General features: G+C 48.4%; 27 protein-coding genes, 1 pseudogene and 3 riboswitches. Of the genes and pseudogenes, 18 read left to right on the top strand and 10 right to left on the bottom strand.

The annotated features are described in order from the left end of the window. Window positions 1-207: 207 nt before the first annotated feature. Entirely contained in the window at window positions 208-606 is a 399-nt protein-coding gene (locus Pmgp_RS13805; RefSeq protein WP_134214568.1) for a HEAT repeat domain-containing protein, read from the bottom strand. A gap of 37 nt (window positions 607-643) precedes the next feature. Continuing rightward, window positions 644-701: riboswitch (Fluoride riboswitch) on the bottom strand. 226 nt (window positions 702-927) lie between these two features. Between Pmgp_RS13805 and Pmgp_RS13800 the strand changes: the two genes are divergently transcribed. Then, window positions 928-2,127, top strand: coding sequence for an MFS transporter (locus Pmgp_RS13800; protein ID WP_205078036.1), 1,200 nt, complete (start codon window positions 928-930; stop codon window positions 2,125-2,127). A gap of 57 nt (window positions 2,128-2,184) precedes the next feature. Here Pmgp_RS13800 and Pmgp_RS13795 read toward each other — a convergent pair whose 3' ends face one another. From Pmgp_RS13795 to Pmgp_RS13785, 3 genes are read right to left on the bottom strand one after another with little or no spacing between them, the layout of a single operon-like run. Next, a complete protein-coding gene (locus tag Pmgp_RS13795; RefSeq protein WP_134214567.1) occupies window positions 2,185-2,553 on the bottom strand; it encodes a hypothetical protein in 369 nt (122 codons plus the stop codon). Beyond that, complete coding sequence (locus Pmgp_RS13790; RefSeq protein WP_134214566.1) at window positions 2,540-2,962, bottom strand: universal stress protein; 423 nt, start codon at window positions 2,960-2,962, stop codon at window positions 2,540-2,542. Before Pmgp_RS13790 ends, Pmgp_RS13795 begins: the two co-directional genes overlap by 14 nt. A gap of 2 nt (window positions 2,963-2,964) precedes the next feature. Then, window positions 2,965-4,119, bottom strand: a complete 1,155-nt coding sequence (locus tag Pmgp_RS13785) for a cation:proton antiporter (RefSeq protein WP_192902934.1) — start codon at window positions 4,117-4,119, stop codon at window positions 2,965-2,967. Between the two features lie 86 nt (window positions 4,120-4,205). Further along, a riboswitch (Fluoride riboswitch) is annotated at window positions 4,206-4,263 on the bottom strand. A gap of 181 nt (window positions 4,264-4,444) precedes the next feature. Here Pmgp_RS13785 and Pmgp_RS13780 point away from each other — a divergent pair. Continuing rightward, window positions 4,445-5,275, top strand: a pseudogene (locus Pmgp_RS13780) (sodium/proton-translocating pyrophosphatase); the annotation flags it as partial. 75 nt (window positions 5,276-5,350) lie between these two features. Here Pmgp_RS13780 and Pmgp_RS13775 read toward each other — a convergent pair. Further along, the gene (locus Pmgp_RS13775) at window positions 5,351-5,920 is read right to left on the bottom strand and encodes a Chromate resistance protein ChrB (RefSeq protein ID WP_134214564.1); all 570 of its coding nucleotides are present in this window, start codon (window positions 5,918-5,920) and stop codon (window positions 5,351-5,353) included. A gap of 166 nt (window positions 5,921-6,086) precedes the next feature. Further along, window positions 6,087-6,149, top strand: a riboswitch (Fluoride riboswitch). A gap of 43 nt (window positions 6,150-6,192) precedes the next feature. On the opposite strand from Pmgp_RS13775, the gene Pmgp_RS19800 reads away from it, so the two are divergent. The 3 genes from Pmgp_RS19800 to Pmgp_RS13765 all read left to right on the top strand — a co-directional run bounded on the left by Pmgp_RS19800 (window position 6,193) and on the right by Pmgp_RS13765 (window position 8,606). Then, a complete protein-coding gene (locus tag Pmgp_RS19800; protein ID WP_192902933.1) occupies window positions 6,193-6,360 on the top strand; it encodes a hypothetical protein in 168 nt (55 codons plus the stop codon). 101 nt (window positions 6,361-6,461) lie between these two features. Then, the gene (gene glnA, locus Pmgp_RS13770; RefSeq protein WP_134214563.1) at window positions 6,462-7,796 is read left to right on the top strand and encodes a type I glutamate--ammonia ligase; all 1,335 of its coding nucleotides are present in this window, start codon (window positions 6,462-6,464) and stop codon (window positions 7,794-7,796) included. Between the two features lie 312 nt (window positions 7,797-8,108). Next, window positions 8,109-8,606, top strand: coding sequence for a hypothetical protein (locus Pmgp_RS13765; protein ID WP_192902932.1), 498 nt, complete (start codon window positions 8,109-8,111; stop codon window positions 8,604-8,606). Between the two features lie 2 nt (window positions 8,607-8,608). On the opposite strand, the gene Pmgp_RS13760 is transcribed toward Pmgp_RS13765, so the two are convergent. The 5 genes from Pmgp_RS13760 to Pmgp_RS13740 all read right to left on the bottom strand — a co-directional run bounded on the left by Pmgp_RS13760 (window position 8,609) and on the right by Pmgp_RS13740 (window position 12,022). Beyond that, window positions 8,609-9,304 (bottom strand): HAMP domain-containing protein, encoded by a 696-nt coding sequence (locus Pmgp_RS13760; protein WP_134214562.1) that lies wholly within the window; start codon window positions 9,302-9,304, stop codon window positions 8,609-8,611. After that, a complete protein-coding gene (locus tag Pmgp_RS20350) occupies window positions 9,301-9,798 on the bottom strand; it encodes a winged helix-turn-helix domain-containing protein (RefSeq protein WP_243119856.1) in 498 nt (165 codons plus the stop codon). The genes Pmgp_RS13760 and Pmgp_RS20350 overlap by 4 nt, the downstream gene beginning before the upstream one ends. A gap of 5 nt (window positions 9,799-9,803) precedes the next feature. After that, entirely contained in the window at window positions 9,804-10,523 is a 720-nt protein-coding gene (locus Pmgp_RS13755) for an ABC transporter permease (protein ID WP_243119855.1), read from the bottom strand. Window positions 10,524-10,859: 336 nt separating this feature from the next. Next, window positions 10,860-11,234 (bottom strand): hypothetical protein, encoded by a 375-nt coding sequence (locus Pmgp_RS13745; RefSeq protein WP_134214560.1) that lies wholly within the window; start codon window positions 11,232-11,234, stop codon window positions 10,860-10,862. Window positions 11,235-11,242: 8 nt separating this feature from the next. After that, window positions 11,243-12,022 carry a hypothetical protein gene (locus Pmgp_RS13740; RefSeq protein ID WP_134214559.1) on the bottom strand — a complete coding sequence of 260 codons (780 nt, stop codon included), beginning with the start codon at window positions 12,020-12,022 and terminating at the stop codon, window positions 11,243-11,245. A gap of 352 nt (window positions 12,023-12,374) precedes the next feature. Here Pmgp_RS13740 and Pmgp_RS13735 point away from each other — a divergent pair, with 352 nt between their 5' ends. The 13 genes from Pmgp_RS13735 to Pmgp_RS13675 all read left to right on the top strand — a co-directional run bounded on the left by Pmgp_RS13735 (window position 12,375) and on the right by Pmgp_RS13675 (window position 21,126). Beyond that, window positions 12,375-12,731, top strand: a complete 357-nt coding sequence (locus Pmgp_RS13735; RefSeq protein ID WP_134214558.1) for a hypothetical protein — start codon at window positions 12,375-12,377, stop codon at window positions 12,729-12,731. Window positions 12,732-12,870: 139 nt separating this feature from the next. Then, window positions 12,871-13,083, top strand: coding sequence for a gas vesicle structural protein GvpA (gvpA, locus tag Pmgp_RS13730; protein ID WP_134214557.1), 213 nt, complete (start codon window positions 12,871-12,873; stop codon window positions 13,081-13,083). A 68-nt stretch (window positions 13,084-13,151) separates the two neighbouring features. After that, a complete protein-coding gene (locus tag Pmgp_RS13725) occupies window positions 13,152-13,418 on the top strand; it encodes a hypothetical protein (RefSeq protein ID WP_134214556.1) in 267 nt (88 codons plus the stop codon). A gap of 23 nt (window positions 13,419-13,441) precedes the next feature. After that, window positions 13,442-13,735, top strand: a complete 294-nt coding sequence (gene gvpO / locus Pmgp_RS13720; RefSeq protein WP_134214555.1) for a gas vesicle protein GvpO — start codon at window positions 13,442-13,444, stop codon at window positions 13,733-13,735. 174 nt (window positions 13,736-13,909) lie between these two features. Further along, entirely contained in the window at window positions 13,910-14,761 is an 852-nt protein-coding gene (gvpN, locus tag Pmgp_RS13715) for a gas vesicle protein GvpN (RefSeq protein ID WP_282432908.1), read from the top strand. A 63-nt stretch (window positions 14,762-14,824) separates the two neighbouring features. Continuing rightward, entirely contained in the window at window positions 14,825-15,550 is a 726-nt protein-coding gene (locus tag Pmgp_RS13710) for a GvpL/GvpF family gas vesicle protein (protein WP_134214553.1), read from the top strand. A 15-nt stretch (window positions 15,551-15,565) separates the two neighbouring features. Next, window positions 15,566-15,829: a gas vesicle protein GvpG gene (locus Pmgp_RS13705; RefSeq protein ID WP_134214552.1), complete on the top strand. Its 264-nt coding sequence runs from the start codon at window positions 15,566-15,568 to the stop codon at window positions 15,827-15,829. Window positions 15,830-15,999: 170 nt separating this feature from the next. Next, on the top strand, window positions 16,000-16,494 hold the full coding sequence (locus tag Pmgp_RS13700) for an Hsp20/alpha crystallin family protein (RefSeq protein WP_134214551.1): 495 nt from the start codon (window positions 16,000-16,002) through the stop codon (window positions 16,492-16,494). Window positions 16,495-16,522: 28 nt separating this feature from the next. Then, entirely contained in the window at window positions 16,523-18,691 is a 2,169-nt protein-coding gene (locus tag Pmgp_RS13695) for a CDC48 family AAA ATPase (protein ID WP_134214550.1), read from the top strand. An 84-nt stretch (window positions 18,692-18,775) separates the two neighbouring features. Next, window positions 18,776-19,153 carry a gas vesicle protein gene (locus Pmgp_RS13690; protein WP_134214549.1) on the top strand — a complete coding sequence of 126 codons (378 nt, stop codon included), beginning with the start codon at window positions 18,776-18,778 and terminating at the stop codon, window positions 19,151-19,153. A gap of 43 nt (window positions 19,154-19,196) precedes the next feature. Then, window positions 19,197-19,625 carry a hypothetical protein gene (locus Pmgp_RS13685; protein ID WP_134214548.1) on the top strand — a complete coding sequence of 143 codons (429 nt, stop codon included), beginning with the start codon at window positions 19,197-19,199 and terminating at the stop codon, window positions 19,623-19,625. 38 nt (window positions 19,626-19,663) lie between these two features. After that, window positions 19,664-19,975, top strand: coding sequence for a gas vesicle protein GvpK (gene gvpK, locus Pmgp_RS13680; RefSeq protein WP_134214547.1), 312 nt, complete (start codon window positions 19,664-19,666; stop codon window positions 19,973-19,975). 11 nt (window positions 19,976-19,986) lie between these two features. Then, entirely contained in the window at window positions 19,987-21,126 is a 1,140-nt protein-coding gene (locus Pmgp_RS13675) for a GvpL/GvpF family gas vesicle protein (protein WP_134214546.1), read from the top strand. Window positions 21,127-21,206: the final 80 nt, after the last annotated feature.

The raw sequence follows: 21,206 nt of genomic DNA, 5'->3' as shown, positions 1-21,206 counted from the left end.
GCCTCACCGTGCTTTGTAGTGTGTCTTCTCCTCAGACAAATTGTACAGCAACCAGGGGGGGGTGCGCACCCGTTTTCATTACTATTTGTGTCGCCCGCACCGGCGGCGCGAGATGGAGGTTTTTATGTAAAACATACTGGTCCAGCATGACAGTTCCTTTCACTTGAAATTGTTACAAAAACATAGTTCCTGCCAATGTAAGGTTGACTAACTCTGGCGGGTCAAATTTTTTAACGCTTTGGCAGCAGCCCTCCGGACAGACATGTTGCGGTCTTTCAACGCGCTCTTCAAGGGTTCTGCGCAACCGACGTTCCCGAGCAATCCAATAGCTTCAGCGGCCGCTGTGCGAACTACTGGATACGAGTGTTTTAAGAGCGCCATAACTTCATCAAGCGCTCTGATATCGCCAATCATCCCCAGTGCTGTGGCTATTGTAGCCAAAATATAAGGATCGTCCCGGTTTTCACCAAGGGACTTGACCAGGGGAGCAACAGCCCCGGCATCTTTTTTTACCCCCAGCAGCCACGCGGCTCTGAGCCTGGTTTGCGGTTCGGGGTGACGAAGAGCGCCAATTAATTTTTCCAAGTTATTTTCACCATCATTCATCTTACTGCCCCCTTTACAACACAAAAACTCCTGTAAATAATTTACAGGAGCTATTAGCCGCGGGGCGTTATGCGAGCTCCATCGCCCTTTTTATTAAATCCCAGAAATACTGGAGGCAAATGGGATTTTTGCGTGTTTGTCACGTTTTGAAATATAGCGGCGGTTATAAATAAATGATAAAGTACATTGATAAAAAAGTCAACAATTGTTAATATTAATATCAGCGATGGGGGTCTGCGCCAGTTCTCTCAAAATATTAAGCACAAGAGATAGGGATACTTTTTTATTTCAACTTTTCTAGAGGAAAGGAATTTCTTAATTATGATGGAAAACAAATCGGGACCATACGGGAATGACAAGGCGCTGTTAGGGAGGACCGCCTGGAGACTGGTTATCCTGCTCGGTCTGGTCAGTCTTTTTGCGGATATGACTTATGAAGGCGCCCGCAGTATTACCGGACCGTATCTGGCCGTCCTGGGCGCCAGCGCCACCGTGGTTGGTATTGTTGCAGGATTCGGCGAGTTGATAGGGTACGGGTTGCGTCTTGTATCGGGTTATTTTAGCGACCGGACTGGAAAGTATTGGACTATTACTCTCCTTGGGTATGGCCTTAATCTATTTGTAGTTCCACTTCTGGCGCTGGCCGGCAGCTGGGAAATCGCCGCAATCCTCATAGTGGGAGAGCGTATGGGAAAAGCGATTCGCACTCCCGCCCGCGACGCGATGCTGTCACATGCCACTCATACGCTCGGCCGGGGCTGGGGATTTGGTTTTCATGAGGCAATGGACCAGGTAGGGGCGGTTTCCGGTCCACTCATTGTAGCGGCGGTTCTCTATTTTAAGGAAAGTTATCAAACCGGATTCGGTATCCTGCTGGTGCCGGCGCTATTTGCGTTAGGTGTGCTAATAACGGCAAAATTGCTATATCCCCGCCCAAGGGATCTTGAAGTCAACACACCTAAAATTGAAACCCAGGGGTTACGACGTGTGTTTTGGCTGTATCTCGCGGCGGTGGGGTTGGTTGCGGTCGGTTATGCCGACTATCCGCTCATTGCCTACCATTTCAAAAAGGTTTCAATCGCTTCCGACACCTGGATTCCAATTTTTTATGCTGTTGCTATGGGAATGGACGCTCTTGCCGCTCTTATTTTCGGGCGGTTATTTGACAAAATCGGAATCTCTGTACTAGTTTTTGTATCATTGCTGTCCTCGCTTTTTGCGCCACTGGTCTTTTTAGGAGGCCATTTTCCGGCCCTGGCCGGAACAGCCCTGTGGGGTGTTGGCGTAGGGGCGCAGGAGTCCATAATGAGGGCGGCAGTAGCCGGGATGGTTCCAGTGGACAGGCGCGGCACCGCGTATGGAGTTTTCAACACGGGATACGGGCTGCTCTGGTTTGCGGGCAGCGTATTGATGGGAGTTCTTTATGATATTTCAGTACCATATTTAGTTGCCTTTTCGGTTTTAATGCAGCTTGCCTCCATACCCTTATTCCTTCTGGTGCGAAAAGAGTTTATTTTATAAGCTTATAAACAAAAAACAAGAAAAAACCGGTTGCCCGGTTAATTCTATTAGGTGAAATTATAAACCCAGATAAACATAAAAACGTTTTTCTGTATTATTCCACACAACATCAACTATCCTTAAAAGGTCAATTGATTGACTGCTATCTGAGAAAAGCATGCCAACTTGCGGAACAAAAGGCAGTTCGCATTCCGTTTTGTATCTTCTATCAGATTCTACGAGGACTGTCGCTTTATAATTCATAATAACCACCTCCTTTCCAAAGTAGCTTTTAGCTCGTCTATTCGCTAAATTTTCATATAAACCACGGCCTATTTTGTACTCAAAAAGAACGCCGGAACTTCTGGTAACACTTTTTGTTTTTTGGGGATTTACTTTTATTTGTTTTTTTTGATTTGCGGGGATTATTTTATTATTCTTTAACAACCATTACAGGGCACCTCGCATGCCTAACAACATAATTTGAAACACTGCCCATCAACAGCCTGGATATGGCGCTACGGCCGTAAGAGCCCATGACGATCAGGTCTAACGCGTTGTCATTGGCGTAATTCACAATAGACTCGCCAATGTGTCCCTGCAGTACCTTAGACGCAAATTTAATGTCCCTCGCTTTAGCCTCAGCGGCGTAGCGTTCATGGATGGCCTGATAAAATCTTTTACCGTCTCCGATCATTTCTTCCACTTCGTCGATTGTGGCGGCGTAGTCCGGTATCAGGACCACGGAAATTAATTCTACAAACGAGTGGTGAAATTCAGCAATTTGAAAAGCTTTATCCAATGCTTTTTGCGCCTGGTTGGAATTGTCGAAAGCAACCATGATGTGCTCGAACACCGTTAATTACTCCTTTCCGGTAAAGCAACAGGTTTTACTTTTTTTGAGCGATCCGGCCGGAAATAAGTCTGAGCTATCAGGGTCGGCACTATCCCGCTTAAAACCACAGCCGTCACCAGTACCGAATATTGCTGCTGGTTGATGATATTATGCGTAAGGCCGAACATCGCTGAAATGCTGCCGAACGTCAGCCCGGTTGACATAAGCAAGGTCGTGTAAATAGAGTTGTTTTTGCCAAACTTAAAAAGCAGTGAAAGGGGCATGACCCCGATGAACTTCGCCATCATTTTCACTCCAAGAAGGATCAGAATTACGGCTAACCCCGCCCAGAGCGCCTTAACAGAAAGGAGCAGGCCCGCCTTCAGGAAGAAAAAAGGAGTAAGAGTCGCAAAAGCGGTTGTCCTCATCCTGGCGAGCATCTCTTTTTCCCTGGCTAACAATTTTGCCAGCGCCAGTCCTAACAGATAAGCTGGGAGAACAGCCTCACTATTGGCCTTTAACGCCAGCCCGCCCAACAAGAACAGAAAGAAATAGATAAGCTTGACTTCAACCTGGCTGACACGTCCCCCTAGAGCGCTTGTAAAGGGGCCTGCAATTTTATTGACAAGGAAAAGCGCCAAGACCATTACTGCTATGAAAACATAAAGCCAAACATTATATTGAGCAAAGATAACGCCTAGAGCCAGGACTGTGCCCAGGTCGGTAATAAAGCACGCGGCCAGGATTATTTTACCGAGCTCGGTTGTATTGAGGCCAGTCTCGACCATGACAGAATACACTATGGCCACTGACGTGGTGGAAAGTGCTATACCGGCTATTTCGGAGGCTTCCAGGGTCCATCCCGCCTTATAATAGGCGTAGGCGAAACAAACCAGAAATGGAATTAGAAAAGAAACAACCCCCATAGATACGCTTTCCTTAAACTTAGACCGGAGCACAGCGGGATCCACTTCAGCTCCTGCCAGAAAAGTTAAAAAGATGCTGCCGAAGCCGGCTAGAAAATCAACCCATTGTGTTGTGATTAAACCTAGATAGTTGCCTGCGATAACACCTATAATAATCTCAATCATGGCGACTGAAATCCCGGACCATACTGACAATATCGAGGCTGTGAGCGCCAGACCGATCCAAAAAGCGGCGTCTAACCAAATATTCATGATCTACCTCCGTTTAAAATCCTAATAATTCATGCTCATCAACCACCTCCCCAAAATTATTTTTCACAAAAAAAAGACTCCTATCCTGAGGAACAGGAGTCATTAGCTTCAGTAGCATAGGCGAACCCCACCGCCGTTCAATTTGAACTTATACTTTGTTAAATTACAAATATACCATTATACATGTTTATAATTAACAATGGTTACAAAAAATTTATAATACAAAAGCGCGACCTTGTCAATATGTTTTTTTGGTAATTTTAATCAGACCACTCGTTAGAATGCTTTACCCTTAAGAATTTTGAAATACCGTTTTTTGCCGCTCTTGCTCTCGATGACAGGTATTATAGTTGCAATTGACTCTTACGGGCCGATCACCGATAATGCCGGCGGCATTGCGGAAATGTCCGAGCTTCCTCCGGAGATCAGAAACATTACTGACCCGCTTGACGCGGTGGGGAATACTACAAAAGCTGTGACCAAGGGCTACGCCATCGGCTCGGCAGGTCTGGCGGCTATAGTCCTGTTTGCGGCTTATACCCAGGAAATTGCCCGGGTGCGTGCAGAAGCCGGGATCCTTGATAAGATAAGCTTCCTGGTTGAAGACCCCTGGGTGCTGGCAGGACTTTTGATTGGCGGCGCGCTGCCTTTCATCTTCTCTTCACTGGCTATGGGCGCCGTAGGCCGGGCGGCTTACGAGGTTGTTAACGAGGTGCGCCGCCAGTTCAAGGAAATAAAAGGCCTGATGGAAGGAAAGGCGCGCCCAGAATACGGCCGCTGCGTCGATATCGTAACAAAGCGGGCGATTAAAGAAATGATGGTCCCCGGTTTGATTCCGGTTGTTGCTCCCCTGTTAGTGGGCTTTTTGCTGGGAGCGAAGGCGCTGGGCGGCCTGCTGATGGGCGTGATCATCACCGGGCTCTTCCTGGCGGTCATGCTGACAGCCGGCGGCGGCGCCTGGGACAACGCCAAGAAGTACATCGAGGAGGGCCAGTACGGCGGCAAGGGCACTTCGGCCCACGCGGCTGCTGTTACCGGCGACACTGTGGGCGATCCTTGTAAAGACACAGCAGGTCCCGCGATCAACCCGATGATTAAAGTTGTTAATATTGTTGCTCTTCTTATTGTCAGTTATGTGGCCATGATCATCCGTTGACTTAAGAAACCTGACTTCCTCTCAAATTCAAAGCGAACCGGCGCCCACTATAATTGTGAGAGCCGGTTTATTTTTTTATGTGTTTGTTTTTGCCATTAGCGCGTCTTCCGTCTGGTCATCAATAATTTCTTCCCGCTCGAAAACTTGTTCACCGAACTTTTCCATCATTTCCTCGCACTTTTTTAACAGCTCTAATGCGGTATTTGAAGCGCTGGCATGAAAAAAGTCCCGTTCCTGAATTTTTTTAAACCATTTTTTTAGTTTTTCAAAATCCTCTTCGTTTTCTTCCAATTCTCCGTATGTAAAGTGTTCATTTGAAGTTTCATTCTCTATTTCTTTAAAAAAATCTTTGCAACGGCCGATGATTTCTTCGTATTCTTCATTGCGGGCCTGGTTAAACTGATCGATTACAGACTGCTCCTGCAACAGGAAACTGGCTTTCACCAGGTGAGCTTCTCCGCCGTAACCTTCTATTTCACGTCTTAACAACCGCAAGTTTTTTTCTGTTTTGTGGGTTAACGGGAGAATGCAGACAGAACTTTGTAAATATATGGCTCCTATAGCTTTAATCTTGCGCCAAATAGAAGCTCTGTAGCGGGTTGGTTCTGAAGGCACTTTGTAGATTAAGATCAGCCATTCATTCATTTTAATTACACCATTTTTCTAACTATTGTTATAAATTAGCTTAGCATAATTAATAATCCAGTGTCAAGAAATTCACATACATGCAATATCACAATAATCATCAATTTTGTTCCAAATAAACGGGTTAGCTTTATTGACTCCCGGCATCGCTTATTGTAAAATAACAAAAACAAGCGGTGATGGAGCCCGCCGCGCAAATGCCATTATGGCTAATAGCTCCTACCAAAAGGTAGGGGCTTATATTTTTGCCTTTAAGTAGGTAGGGGTGTGAAATGTGCCTGAAAAGCCCGGACTGCTTTATGAAGGAAAAGCCAAGCGAATATATCGGACAAGCGATGCCGGACTATACATACTTCCGTCAAGACCTGGGGAATGTAGGAGAAACGTATGCGGAAGTTTTAAAAAGGCTAATGGGCGAGCAAGTAAAACCGTCTATGTGATTATGTGCAGCGCGGCAAATAACAGGCGATGAGGCCTCATGGACGTGGTAGTGATATCTTAGTTAAGTCTAGCTATGACAGAAAAAGAAAGGTGTGAATTTATGGCTAAGCTTACCGCCGACGACGTGCGTAGTCTGGCCAAAGAATTGGGCGTCAAATTTATCCGCCTGCAGTTTACGGATATTTTTGGCATACTCAAGAATGTTGCCATTACAGTTGAACAGTTGGGTAAAGCCCTCGAGGGCGAATTGATGTTTGACGGTTCCTCGATTGACGGATTTGTACGTATCGAGGAGTCGGATATGTACCTGCGGCCCGACCCCGCGACATTTACGGTTTTCCCCTGGCGGCCAAGGGAAGGCGGTATGGTGGCGAGGTTGATCTGTGACATCTACAAATCTGATGGCAGCCCCTTTACAGGAGACCCCCGTAATGTTTTACGCAGGGCTATTCAGGAAGCTGGCGAAATGGGTTACACTATGAATGTGGGGCCTGAAATGGAATTCTTTCTTTTCCATATGGATAGCCAGGGTAAGCCCAGCACCACCACTCACGACCGCGCTGGTTACTTCGACCTCGCGCCTGTTGACCTGGGCGAAGGCGCCCGCCGGGATATGGTGCTGATCCTGGAACAGATGGGCTTTGAGATAGAGGCTTCCCACCACGAAGTGGGCAGCGGACAGCATGAAATTGACTTCAAATATTCGGACGCTCTTGATATTGCCGACAAAATTGTCACCTTCAAGTTTGTGGTGCGGACCACAGCCCAGCGGCACGGCCTGCACGCAACTTTTATGCCTAAACCTATCTATGGGATGGCTGGTTCCGGTATGCACACAAACCAGTCTTTAATGAAAAATGATGAAAACGCTTTTTATGACCCTACCTCGCCTGACGGGTTAAGCCGGGAATGCAAGTATTACGTGGGAGGGTTGATGAGTCATGCAAAAGCCATCACGGCGATAACCAACCCTGCCGTAAACTCATATAAACGCCTGGTATCCGGTTTTGAGGCGCCGGTGTACATTGCCTGGTCCGGGCAAAACAGGAGCCCGCTGATCCGGATCCCCGCTAAAAGAGGTATGTCCACCCGGATCGAGTTCAGGAGCCCGGATCCCTCCTGCAACCCCTACCTGGCCCTGGCTGTATGTCTGAAGGCAGGTATTGACGGAATAAAAAACAAAATTGAGCCACCGGCTCCTTGTGACCGTAATATCTATGAGATGACGATGATTGAAAGAGAGCGGCTGGGCATCGGAAGCTTGCCCGAGAGCCTTCAGGAGGCTATTAAGGAACTAGAAAAAGATCAGGTGATTAAAGAAGCTTTAGGCGATCATGTGTTTCACAGGTTTATTGAAGCCAAAAAGATTGAATGGGACCGTTACCGAATCCAGGTGCATCCTTGGGAGACCGAGGAGTATTTAGCCAAGTATTAAATGGTGCATGCTAAATTCCTCTCTAAGACATAGGCCCGCCAGGCGCTTGATGTGCTGTCCGCACATTTTAGGTGAGCGGGCAGTTTTTTTTAGCTGTCAACAGTTTCTGCACTTTTAGTGAGGCGAAGGCCGTGCTAATACTGATAAACTAAACATACGGCGTTGCTATTATAATTTTTTGTTCCAACAATCCCTTACCCGGGAAAGTTTGATAGCCCCTATTTTATCCGCATTAAGGGGGGGTATATAACTATCAACTCTGGCGGCGACGGCATCGACGCTAACGGGTCCCTTTATTTCAACGGCGGCACCGTGCTTGTAAGCGGGCCTACCAACAATGGCAACGGGTCTATGGACTACGATGGCGCCTGTGAGGTAACAGGCGGAACTTTAGCCATAGCCGGCAGCTCCGGCATGGCCCAGTCCCCCGGGACCTCCTCCTCGCAGAATTCCATCACGGTCATCTATAGCACAGTGCAGGCAGCCGGGACACTGGCAGCCCTGACGGATGAAAGTGGAAAAACCGTCCTGGCCTTTGCGCCGGACAAAGCATATCAGTCCATCGTGTTCAGCAGTCCCCTGCTGGAGCAGGGAAAAACCTATACCCTGATCTCCGGCGGCTCGTGCAGCGGCCAGCTCACCGGCGGGCTGTTCACCGGCGGCGCCTGTTCCGGGGGCGCAAAACTAACCACCGTTACCATCTCCGGCACGGTCACCCGCATCGCTGACAATGGTTCAGCAGTCACCGGCGGCATGGGCGGCATGGGCGGTCCGGGGGGCCGGGGCGGAAATATGGCCCCGCCTAAGTAACCTTAGCAGTTTATCGTTTTTAAATAAAATAAGTTGCCCCCGGCTACCGCTTCCGTTGCCGCGACCAGACGGGACAGCGGCCGGGCGAGCCAGTAGCTCAGCAGCCAGCCGATGAGTACGGCCAGCGCCAGGGCCAGGACCAGTACTTCCAGCACCTGGCGGTAAAGGTTGGACAAAACTGCAAATGCCGAGGGGCTCAACGTAAACCGGTAGGCGGTGTTTGAGGGAACCCCTTTCGTGACGATCACCGTTGGCAGGATAAACGAACTTTCGCCCGGCTTTGATGTATACAGAATCCCTATTCTCCCGGGCAGAAGATTGGGTGCTTCGCCCGTGGAAGATAGCGGCGGCAGGGCATCGCCGTCGGGAAGCGCTGTTATCCCGGTCGAAAAAGAGATATTAGGCCCGTCCGGAACACCTTCTTTTTCCGGCGCTACTGTCTCCAGTTCAATACGCACGCCAGGCAAGTCTCTCCGTAGAAGATCAAGAGTTTCATCACCGGAAAGGTTCCGTGATCTGGCTTCCGCCAGTGCGCTCAAGGCCTGCTTGAGATAGAGGGCCTGTTGGGAACGCTGTACCGAAATTGCGTACATGGACAGGGCGTTGGAAAATATGTAGCCGGAAAAGGTGAGCAACAGCAAGGCCAGGGCCACATAACTGAATATCAGCCGCACACGCAGGCTTCGCCAGGCTTTCATTGCTCTTCCTCCCGTAGTTTGTACCCGACGCCGCGCACGCTGACAATGTACCGGGGGTTATCCGGATCATCGCCCAGCTTGGCCCGCAGGTTGCGGACATGGACATTGACCGTCAGCGGGCTGCCGGTGTTGCGGTCGGTCAGCCAGAGAACGTCCATCAACATCTCCCGGGTAAAAACCATCCCCGGGCGCTGAGCCAGATTAAGGAGCACCTGATACTCGCTGGCAGTCAGGGGGATTCGTTCCTTACCCCGGTAGACGAAATGCCGCTCCGGCAGAATGAGCAGGTCGTGTACCCGAATGCGTTTTTCCTCCTCTGGTTGCTTATGGGCACGCCGCAGGAGCACCCGTAAGCGGGCCCGCAGTTTTCGCTCCGTCACAGAAACCAGCATAATATTCATAATCCCGATGCCGCCCACCAGCAGTGACACAGCGGCTATGCTGGCCAGAAGCAATGTCATGACGGCTGTGGCGCTTTCAGCCGTTTCAAGCACCGAAGTCAGATTCGCACGTTGAAATCGTCATTGTTCGTGCCGGACAGGCGGTGTCTTTCCCTTAAAAGATTCTCGATGCTGCTCTGGACGTAGGACATGCTTTCCGGCGTTTCGGTCTGCACATTGATCAGCCGGACATATTTCACGCCAAGCATTCTTTTTTGAGCTGTACTCACCGGTATATATACCATATTATCCTGATCCTGTCCGCCTATGGAAGCCCCTTTAGAGGCAAGAACACCCACTACTGTAAAGGCTAATTTATTGATCCTGATTACCGTGCCAACCGGGTCCTCACCAGACAGGTATAAATTATCAGCTACAGTTTTACCCAGAACAGCCACCAGATTAGCGCCTGTCACATCGTCATCGGTAAAGAAGGAACCTGAGACGGCGGTTAAATCTTTAACAGCCTGCATTTCCTGAGTTGTCCCGTCAAACTGGGCGGTCCAGGTTTGACCCGCGTATTCGATGGTGGCGTTTGAACTTAACTCCGGCGCCACATGAGTTACCATAACCGGTTCGGAAATTGCTTCGGCGTCCTCTAAAGTAAGGGTATTCACATCCCCCCCCGCTCCCCGTACCGCCCCCTGGCCGGCGCCGGGAAAAACCATGAGTAAGTTTGAACCCATGCTGGATATCTGGCTGGTTATCCTCTTGCTGGCGCCCTGTCCCACGGCGACCATAATTATCACCGCCGAAACGCCTATGATAACGCCGAGCATTGTCAGGGCGGACCTCAGCTTGTTTGCCTTCAGGCCGTTTATGGATATTTCAAAGTTGTTCGTGAAAGTGTCTTCAATTTTTTAGCAGCAACACTCAGAGCGTTAGGCAAATATGTCTCCTCCTGTCTTTTAATTTTCCACGCCAGCGGCAGACTGCGGCAGACTCAAACGAAATGTCGTACCGTCGGCGCAGGCGCGGGCAGGATTAATTCTCCCCCGTGCACCCGCCAGCAAACGGCTGATCGTCAAGCCAAGACCCAAACCTTTTTTCTTTGAACTGCTTGAAAAAGAAAGGCTGGTTGGAGTTTCCTCCAGCCAGCCCTACATTCAGAAGTTTCAGTTCTGGCTGTCGCCCGAGGCGGCGCCTGAAGTTGAAAAGAAGACCACCGGACCGCCGCTCGTCAGGACCCCTCTCACTGCGTCAGCCTGCCGCTGGGTGATAATCCCCTGATCGACCATCCGGCTGACAGGATCTTTGATTGCGGGCATATTTTGCTTAAGATACTGGGCCCTTTCCTGCGGGCTCATGTCCTTGGTTTGATCACGCATATTCTGTATATCTTCTCTGGCTTGATCCAGAACACTTTGCATCCGCTGCTTACCAGCCGAAAGGAAGTCGAGGATCTTGCCGGCCTGGTCCTGGGTGATGGCCCCTTTGGCTGCGAGGGCGTCCAGATTAGCCTGCAGTTGTTGCTGCGCCAGCTCCTGCATTGTTTGTTTCAGAGCTGCTGGGTGATAATCCCCTGATCGACCATCTGGGTGACAGGATCTTTGATTGTGGGCATATTTTGCTCAAGATACTGGGCCCTTTCCTGCGGGCTCATGTCCTTGGTTTGATTACGCATATTCTGCGTATTTTCTCTGGCTTGATCCAGAACACTTTGCATCTTTTGCTTGTCGGCCGTCAGGAAGGCGAGAACCTTGTCGGCCTGGTCCCGGGTGATGGTCCCCTCGCCCACCAGCGTGTCAAGGCTTGTCTGCCATTGCTTCTGCATCTGCTGGTCGGTAATTTCGCGCATCTTATCCCTGATCGCCTGGGCTTGGTCCTGGGTGATGGTCCCTTTGTCCACCAGGTCCTTTAAGGGATCGTTGAACTTTACCACTTTGAACGTCATCATCGGGTTTGTCCCGCTCAAATTGTTTGCCCCTTCGGACGGCGGCGTGACCTTGATCACCGGTTTTTCGGGGGTGTTGTTTTGGAAATCCGTGAGCACGGCGTCAGATTGGGCCTGGGTGATGGTTCCCGCGGTCACCAGGTCGGCCAGGGCCTCTTTCAGGATATTTTGGTTGAACTTTGACATCTTGCTGGTTGAAATTATAACTTGACCGGTGGCGACGCCTGCCGCGCCGGGGTCTCCCGTCTGCCACAGCACGCGCTGGGAAACATCCGGGCCGTTGGTTGAGTCGCCGGCGGCCAGGGACAAACCACTAGAGGAAGCCATCAGTCCCGCCACCAGAATGCCTGTAGCCACTAACTTCATTATCTTCTCATTTTTCATCGTCAAATCTCCTTTCAGTAATCTTGGTAATCATGGGCCTTAGATTTCCCTTATCATATTCCCTTATCCCCTCCCTGCGCTTGTACGTCGGGCCGCTCGAGTGCCCGATTGTCATTAAACCATATATAAGTTTAGATTCAAGCCATGGTTCGATTAAGAAATCTACTCCGGGTTAGTTGCTAACTTAAAACGAACGCCCCGATCCTGACAGCTATAAAGCGAAAAGTCTAGTTATATCAAAGCTTCAAGGCTATATTTCATTTGAGAGAGTTGAGCTATGTCACCAATTGGGTATGGCTGGCATATCATGGATCAACCAATTCAAATCTATTATATTTAAGGAGGATTTTATATGGATGAAATTATCAATGAGGATACTCAGTTATCTGAAGTATTGGAGATACTCGGCAAGGTAAAACCAGAATCAGAGTTAGCACGTCATTGTCCGGGCAGCGGTTATGCCAGCGAAAGTATTTTTTCCTTCAGCCATTGCGGCAACTATTACTGGATCGTTCTAATCTGCGATAAAAGAACCTTCGCCTTTAAGCATATCAGCCCTGATTGGATCAGGACTTATGCCAACCTGATACTCTCGTCTGCAGCTGTTTGTGTAGAGTGGAACATGAACCATTATATAACCGACTGGTCCGTTGAACAGGATAAATTCTGCGGGAATTATGCGGACAGAAAAATGGTACGGGCGGTATAAGTAAACAGGTTAGGCTTCAAATATATCAAGTTCAGGCCCAAAACGGTTCGAATTATTTATTTCCCACTATTGTCAGGAATTGTAACATGGCGTAAAGTGCTCTAATATAATATAACAAATCCAAAGAGGGGAGAACATCATGAGACATAGTATTCAAGCTTCCAGTTTGGCCGAAGTGGTCGACAGAATCTTAACAAAAGGCATAGTTATTGATGCCTTTGTAAGGGTGGCACTCGTAGGTATTGAACTTTTGGCTATTGAGGCGCGGGTCGTTATTGCTTCCGTTGAGACTTGGTTGATGTACGCTGAAGCTGTAGGGCTGACTGCCGGACCACACCCACACGCTGCATAGTGGAAAGGTTGCCGGGACCATTAAATGGTCCCGGCAAAAAATAAACACTTATTGGAGGAGGTCGTCCCATGTCATTAACGGCAAGTATGCAATCCTGGTGTGACACATTTAAAAACGGTTGCAAAGACAGGGCAGCCAATATTGATGAGGTAATAAAACAAACAAGCGATCTTGTCCGCAAGTACTATGACAACAGGCTCAGGATGGGCGCGGAAACTAAAAAACAATTAAAGCTTAAATATTCAGAGAACCAAAAGAGAGTCTCGCATATTATAAATGAGTACATCAAGGACCGTAAAGGTGCTGCCGACGCATTATCGACCATGAGAAAATAGTTTTAAATATTAAGGAGTTAAGCATGGCCATAAAAAAAATAATAGAAGCTGTGCAACATTTTTTTTGTGAAGTACTAGGCAAACCGGGAAAGATTATTGGGGTTAGTCCGGGAGAAGATTGTTGGAAAGTACAAATAGAAGTGCCAGAGGAAGTAGAATACATGAGAAGACGCGCTAAAGGCGATCTGATGGCTATATATGATGTGCTTGTAGATCATTGCTATGAAGTAATCAGCTTTGAAAGGGTAGCCCTTATGGAGCGTGGCTCACTGATAATTTATCCCGTTGAACCAAACAAGGAAGAAGAAAAAGCCTAGACATAAAATAACCTTGAAAGACTGCGAAACAGTTATATAGAGTTCGTTTTGTGCCGCTTCATGAAAGATGTTTTTGATCCCTGTTTTCTTCTTTCAGAAGAAAACAAATTTTTTTGACTTAGGGAGTGATATAAGCTGCTCGAACAAAAGCTTTTTGACAAGAATCAAAGCTTTGTGGAAACAGAATTCTTGACAGAGATTTTCGAAAGGGCTCTAAGGTACCTCAAAGCAGGACTTTCAATACATTTTAGCGGACCATCAGGGACAGGAAAGACATCACTTGCTCTCAGGGTCGCCAGGAGCCTTGGGAGACCTTTCAGTATCATTTACGGAAACAGTGACTTCAGCTCTGCAGATTTGATTGGAGGCAACTACGGTTACCGGCGCAAAAAAACAATTGACAATTTTATCCATAATGTTTATACAATTGAAGAAGATTTTCAACTCAGATGGCTTGATAAACAATTAACCAAGGCCTGCCGGGAAGGGCATGTTTTGATTTATGATGAGTTTTCCAGAACCCGCCCTACCATAAATAACATATTACTGTCAGTATTGGAAGAGGGCGTTTTATTCCTGCCAGGTTCTGATGCTGAAAAGCAAACAATAGCAGTCCACCCTGAATTTCGCATCATATTTACCAGTAATCCGTTAGAATACGCAGGTGTTCACAAAACACAGGCTGCATTGGAAGATCGTATGGTCACAATCGAGCTGAACGAAATGGACCGTGAGACTGAGGTTGCTATTACCATGGCCAATTCAAACCTTAGTGGTAAAGATGCTGAAAAGGTTGTAGATATTGTCAGGGATTATCGCGTCATTGTCCCATCATCAAAAAACTGCACCGTCAGGACCTGCATCAAAATCGCCAAGGTTATGGCTTATGAAGAGTTAAGTGAATATAGAAGCAGCACAATAAAAAATATGGTAGCGGAAATTCTGTTTTCTGAAAGCAGGCACCCGCTTATAAATCGAAAGGAGATGTATCCTCAAGTCCTTTCACTTATTGAAAAGCATTTATAAGGCATATTCTGTGAGCAAAAATAAACCGGTGACCTTAATAAACCTGCAAATAGGTGAGGATAGATGAAAATCTCCCAAGGACTTTATGCTTACTGCATTATTCAGTTGGAGCAGGAAACAGATTTACGAGCCAAGCTCCCCACTGATCTTTTTTTTATTCCATATCAAAGTATTGCCATCATTGTTAAAAAGGCATCAAAATCCAGTTGGCAGCCCAACAGAAAAAATATACTCAATCACCAAAAAGTTATTACGCAATTGCAAGAAATAATAGACCTTCTGCCCTTGAGATTCGGCACGGTATTCAAGAACAATAGCGAAGCGGAAAAAATAATGGCTAACAATTTTGACGAAATAAACCGCTTGTTAAACAAAATAAAAGGCCGGATAGAGCTCGGGCTGAAAATATTTTGGAAACAAGACGCCTTTATTAAAGAGATTGGAAACAAAAAGATCGAAAAACTAAAAAAAGAATATGGGGCAAGGAAAAAAGACCGGTACGCAATCGCTATTGAAGCAGGCAGAATTATTGAGGAAAAAGTTTTGGATAAAAGAGATGAATATGTTAGGACCATTTTTAAGCCGCTGAGTAATCTGGCAGATGATTCCATTCTCAACCCCGTTACCGGAGAAAAAATGGTTTTTAACGCGGTCTTTCTCATAAAAAAAGAGCATATTACAGTTTTCGATGAAGCTGTAAAAGATTTTCATGACAAGTACCAGGATAAATTTATTTTCAAGTATTCCGGCCCCTGGACCCCCTATAATTTCGTGAAGGTTAACTGGTGACGCGGGAGGTAGTTTATGTTTTTAATTGATGACATACTTTTATCTCCATTTAAGGGGCTCATGTTTATATTCAAAGAAATTCATAAAGAGGTTATGAAGGAGTTTTGTGACGAAGAAAAAGTTTACGAAGAGCTCCGCAGGCTTCAGTACCTGTTAGATATTGGAGAAATAAGCGAGAAAATGTATGAACGCATGGAAAATTCTCTGATAGAACGCCTTCAGGAAATAGAAGCATACAAAGAAGAAATGGAAGAAGAATCGGATGAAGGCTCTGAATAACAAGCTATCCCCCACCAGATTTTGCTGCCCGTCATTTACTACTCCTCCGTCACTTTTATCAGGATATACCATATACTTAAACAAACGAAAACTGTTATACGCTTGGAAAAGCTTTTGTTTGAGAACTTTGAGATACCCCGGAGTGATCCGGCCGGCCGGAGGTGTATTCAGTGAAAAAAGATGGTGATGGTGGTATTCTGGGAAATATTTTGCGGGGCATCGGAGAGATGGTTGACCTTGTAAAAAAAATGGACTCTGAAGGAAAGACGGAAATCAACAGCACAGGGACCTTTGGTAATTTAACGGATCCTAAGGGGATCAGCGGCTGCTATGGTTTCACTCTGAAGACCGGTTTGCCGGGAAAAAGGCCATCGTTTACCAGTGACACTATGCCTGCCAGGCAGGATATTTCCATTAAAAAAAGTGAGCCGGTGATAGACGTATTTGACGAAGGCCATTTTATCCGGGTCGTAGTAGAAACACCTGTTGTATCAGATGAAGACATAGTCCTTCACATTAAAGAAAATGTTCTTTATTTAACCGTTTGGGCCAAGGATGAGCCTTTCAGCAAATCCATAGCTCTGCCTCACCGGGTAAAATCAGACACTATGCGAAAATTCATACGAAACGGTATCCTTGAAGTACTTTTGGACGTGCAGGACTAAGTAATTAAAAGCAGGTGAAGTATTTAAATTGAATAAGCAGCTCACTTTTAAGGTGGCCAAGGCCTTGGGCAAGGATGTCGGCAGGGGTATCGCCCGCCTCGATCCCGACGACATCCAGGCGCTGGGGCTGGAAATCGGGGATCTTGTGGCCATCGGCGCCGGGCGCCGGACGGCTGCCCGGATTCTGCCCGCCCACTCCGAGTACAGGGGTAAAAAATTACTGCAGATTGATGGTATTATCCGGGAAAACGCTGGTGTGAGCATTGGTGATATGGTTCCGGTCAGCAGTACGACCAGCCGGATCGCCAAAAAAATAAGCTTAACACCCATCGGCTCTGCTACTGCCCAGATAGACGTCACCTTCATCAACCGTTCGCTGCAGGGTATGCCCCTGAGCAAAGGAGACAAGGTGCGAATTTCAGTGCTGGGCTTAAGAAACCAGGAATTCGTGGTGGAAGATACACTGCCCGAAGGGTTTGTGATGCTGAAAAAAGACACACTGGTGGAAGTTTTAAAGACCAAAGCGGCGGGTATTAAAAAGGCCAATCAAATCACCTATGAGGATATCGGCGGCATGGGCAAGGAACTGAGCCGGATCCAGGAAATAATCGAACTGCCCCTCAAATATCCGGCAATATTCCAGCATCTTGGTGTTGAACCGCCAAAAGGTGTATTATTGTGCGGCCCTCCGGGTACCGGCAAGACATTGATTGCACGGGCGGTAGCCAATGAAGCCAACGCCTACTTTATTTCCGTCAACGGCCCGGAGGTTATCCACAAATTTTACGGCGAAAGCGAAGCCAAATTGCGGGAAATTTTTGAAAAGGCTGCCCAAAAAAGCAGGAGCATTATTTTTCTGGACGAGATCGACGCTATTGCGCCAAAGCGGGTAGAAGTTACCGGTGAGGTTGAAAAACGGGTAGTGGCCCAACTGCTTGCCCTAATGGACGGGCTGGCCTCACGCGGCCAGGTGATCGTCATCGGCGCCACCAACATCCCTGATTCACTGGACCCTGCCCTGCGCCGTCCTGGCCGGTTTGACCGGGAAATAAACATTGGTGTGCCCGATCACAAGGGAAGACTGGAGATTCTGCAGATCCATACCCGGGGTATGCCCCTGGAAGAAGACGTCGACCTTGATCGGGTGGCAGAATTAACCGGTGGCTTCGTAGGAGCCGACCTGCTGGCTCTATGCCGGGAATCAGCCATGCATCGCCTAAGAAAATATTTGCCTCACCTGGAGCCGCTGCCGGATGGGCTTCCTTCTGACATGGTTACAAGTTTGCGAGTATCCATGCAGGATTTTCTGCAGGCACTGGAAGAAGTTGAGCCGTCGGCTACCAGGGAATTTCTGGTGGAGGTGCCTAACGCCGGTTGGGAAGACGTGGGGGGACTGGATGAGATCAAGCAGCACCTGCGGGAAACCGTTGAATGGCCTTTGAAATACGCGGATCTCTTCGACCAGGCGGGAGCACAAGCGTCGCGGGGGATAATTTTATACGGACCGCCAGGTACAGGCAAAACTCTGCTGGCACGGGCGATGGCCAACGAAGCAAACGCTAATTTTATCTCGATCAAAGGCCCCTCCCTTTTATCAAAATGGGTGGGAGAATCAGAAAAGGCGGTACGGGAGGTTTTCCGCAAAGCGCGACAAGCTGCGCCCTGTATCGTGTTTTTTGATGAAATAGACGCTCTGGTTTCTTCCCGGGGAATGGGTGGCGGCGCAGTGGCTGAACGGGTGTTGAGCCAGTTATTGACCGAAATGGACGGTATCGAAGAGCTGCGGCGGGTCGTAGTGCTAGGGGCAACCAACCGGCTTGATCTTATCGACCCTGCCCTGCTACGCCCGGGCCGGTTTGACCTGCAACTGCAGTTGGGGCTTCCCGACTGCGCTTCACGCCGGCAGATCCTGGCTGTACACACCAGGAAAAGGCCTGTGGCAGAAGATGTGGACCTGGACGGGCTGGCTGCCGGAACAGCAGGTTTCTCCGGCGCAGACATCCGCCATCTATGCAACCGGGCGTCACTTGCCGCAGTGCGTGAGTGTTTAGCCCAAGATTCCAGTCCCCTGCCGGCGCCTCCTTCCATAGAGATATGTAACAGGCATTTCTGCCTGGCCTTGGCAGAACTCAGGGCGTGGGCGAAACAGGATGATCCGGACAAAATTTGCTCCGAACCTTTAAAGAATGATAAATAGAATTATGCTGCAGTAACCCGGAGTGTAAATAGACGTCAAAGGGACGCAAGGCAAACATGCCAAATGGAAGCTGGAGGTTTTTGCATGGAAACAGGGCTGCGACCCAAAAAACAAAGAGATGAAGACACATTGGTGGTTCTGGTAGACCGCCTGCTGGACAAAGGCATAGTTATTAACGCCGATATAGTAGTGTCCGTAGCCGGGGTGGAACTGCTGGGAGTAAAAATAAGGGCGGCACTTGCTTCCTTTGAAACAGCAGCCCGTTATGGCCTGGAATTCCCCTCCGGTACAAACATTGAGACCGCTACCTGGAAAGACGCCATTATCGAAAAAGAAAATTGCCCGCAATGTGAAAAGCGGATACCCAAGGAAGAGCTTCTGACAGAGGGATGCCCGTGGTGCGGCTGGATTTCGGCCAAAGCTAAAAAGCGCCATGAAGCAATCGCTTCTTTGCCTGAATAGCGCCACAGGAAGGGGATATTATGATGGGTTTGGATGAGTTAAAATGAAGCAATTCCTGGCCGCACTGGATTGCCGGAGCAGGGCTGTCTGGTGGCACATGTGCTGCCATGGACATGCAAGCATCGGCGACCTGGCACGCGCAGCCGGTCTGGACAGTGACATGGAGGTTTTACTTTGTCTACGCCAGGTAATCAACCCCATTGCCACGGACACCTTTGGTGAACCGGTTATAGAATTTGTCTCCTGCCGGGTAGATCAGGACACCGGTGAAAAAATATATTTCCACTGGTGGCTAAAGCCAGCCTTTTGGTTGCAGCCTGTCAAGGGCCAGCCCCTTGTTGACGTATTTGAAACCGGCAACGAACTGGTAGTGATTGTTGATCTGGGTAACAAGGTGGACTCCTGCCACCCGGAAGTAACCTGCCGGAACGGTATTGTAATGATTAGATTCGACCATTCAAGAAGCCGGTAATCTTTTTTGATTCCCCAAATAAATAGCGAGGTGCAGCCATGCCTCTGGAAATCGACGCGGATAACTTAAAACACGGTTTACTTGGACTGGTCATAGCCCTGCTGGAGATTATCAAGGATGCCCTAAAATTGCAGGCCCTGGCGCGCATGGACGACGGCAGCCTGGAAGAGAATGAAATTGAGCGATTGGGCCGGGCAATGCTTGATCTGGACCGGGCGATTGAGGAGATGAAATTGGAGCAGGGTGTAACCGAGTCAGTTAAAAGTGTCCGGGATGGTCTGGACCGTATCGTGGACGATGTGGTTGACCGGATCCTTAATCCCCGGCGGTGGGAAGAAGAATTAGATTGAGGGGTGGAAGCATGAATTTACGGGCAAACGACAACATAAACGAGGCAGCGGACCAGGACGCGCCCAGGATGAAAGCACTGGCACACCTGCTGGTGAAGGCTGAGCTGAAAAGAATTGGACTGGAAGAAGAATTACGAATTGCAGTGCGGGAGATTGTACAATTGACCGTACAAGACACTGTCCAGATCGTGCTGAACGAAATAGCTAAGCCTGCTTTGAAGGTGCGGCAGAGTGATATAGAGGCAGCCTTAAACCAGGCGCCTCCGGTGATGCAGGAACCCGTGGGCGCTGCGCCGTTTGCTGAAATTTTAAAGACGCCGGATCAACAGGAGCAACTGTGCATGCAGCAGGCTCAACCAATTGCACCTGAGCCAGCAGGCCTGTATATTTACGGAGTAGCTTCGGAAAAAGCAGGGATTGAACTGGGGATTAACGGTATCACCGGATGCCGGGTATATGCCCTGGCCGCCGCAGGCTTATGCGCCGTAGTACACGACTGTGCCGCCGAACCCTACCGGCCGGACAACGATGAACAGGCTAAAGAATGGATATTTGAGCACCAGGAAGTATTGGATCAGGCCAAAGAAAAGCTGGATACAATCTTACCATTTGGTTTCAATACCATAATTCGCGCTACAGACCGCCCTCCGCAAGAGGTGTTGCAGGCATGGCTGTCACAGGAAAGCAGGCAACTGCAATCGCTGCTTGAACGCCTGAGAGATAATGAAGAATACGCGGTTAAAATAATGGCGCCTGAAGAAGCTTTAAAACAGGCAGCCTTGCGGGAAGACACCCGCCTGCAAACACTGCAGCGGGATTTGGAGGGCAAGCCGGAAGGAGCACGCTACCTTTATCGGGAAAAGCTGGAACAAGCGGTTAAGGAAGCCCTGGAAGACGTAGTGGAGGTTAATTTCAGAAAAGTTTACAAGGCGCTGCGCCCCTTATGCACAGATATTCAGGTGGAAAAAACAAAAAAGGCATCGTCCGGAGTACGCATGGTCGCCAACCTTTCCTGCCTGGTAAAGAAAAACCGGTTGCCGGAATTAGGTGGAGCTCTGGCAAAAATTCAACAGCAAGATGGTTTTACAGTTGATTTTACCGGTCCCTGGCCGCCTTACAGCTTTGTGGGCCAACTAGCCATGCCAACTTAATTACATGCGATTGAATTTTGTTAAGTTAGCGATTTCTGTTTTTGCTGGTAATCTGCAATCAAAAATCATTGTTGGTACAT

It is taken from the genome of Pelotomaculum propionicicum (genome assembly GCF_004369225.1).
Taxonomy (GTDB): domain Bacteria; phylum Bacillota; class Desulfotomaculia; order Desulfotomaculales; family Pelotomaculaceae; genus Pelotomaculum_B; species Pelotomaculum_B propionicicum.
This window is presented reverse-complemented; position numbering and strand designations above follow the sequence as displayed.